The following is a 240-nucleotide window of genomic DNA, read 5'->3' as shown; positions in this document are numbered from 1 at the left end:
ATTGTAAAGACATTGAGAAGAATGCCGTACACACACCTTGCATGATACGTGCAATCAAATAACCTTCAAGTCCTGTAAACCCATATAATACCAGTGCCATAGCATTAATCAATAATATAATACGCAATACTTTAATCGGACCAATACGTGCAATAATTTGACCAGCCCAGGGGCGAAATAGCATTGCCGTTAGCATATAAGCTCCCATTACAATTCCAATTACAGTATTCGTCGCCCCCA

1 protein-coding gene is annotated in these 240 nt (G+C 39.6%); it reads right to left on the bottom strand.

The annotated features are described in order from the left end of the window. Nucleotides 1-240, bottom strand: a 240-nt coding sequence (locus ABS784_RS17270; RefSeq protein WP_352513437.1) for an MFS transporter, incomplete at both ends; no start/stop codon positions are given.

The sequence above is a fragment of the Geobacillus sp. G4 genome, from assembly GCF_040327975.1.
GTDB classification, from domain to species: Bacteria; Bacillota; Bacilli; order Bacillales; family Anoxybacillaceae; genus Geobacillus; species Geobacillus thermoleovorans.
Note: the sequence above shows the minus strand (reverse complement) of the source record. Positions and strands in the feature narration are given on the sequence as shown.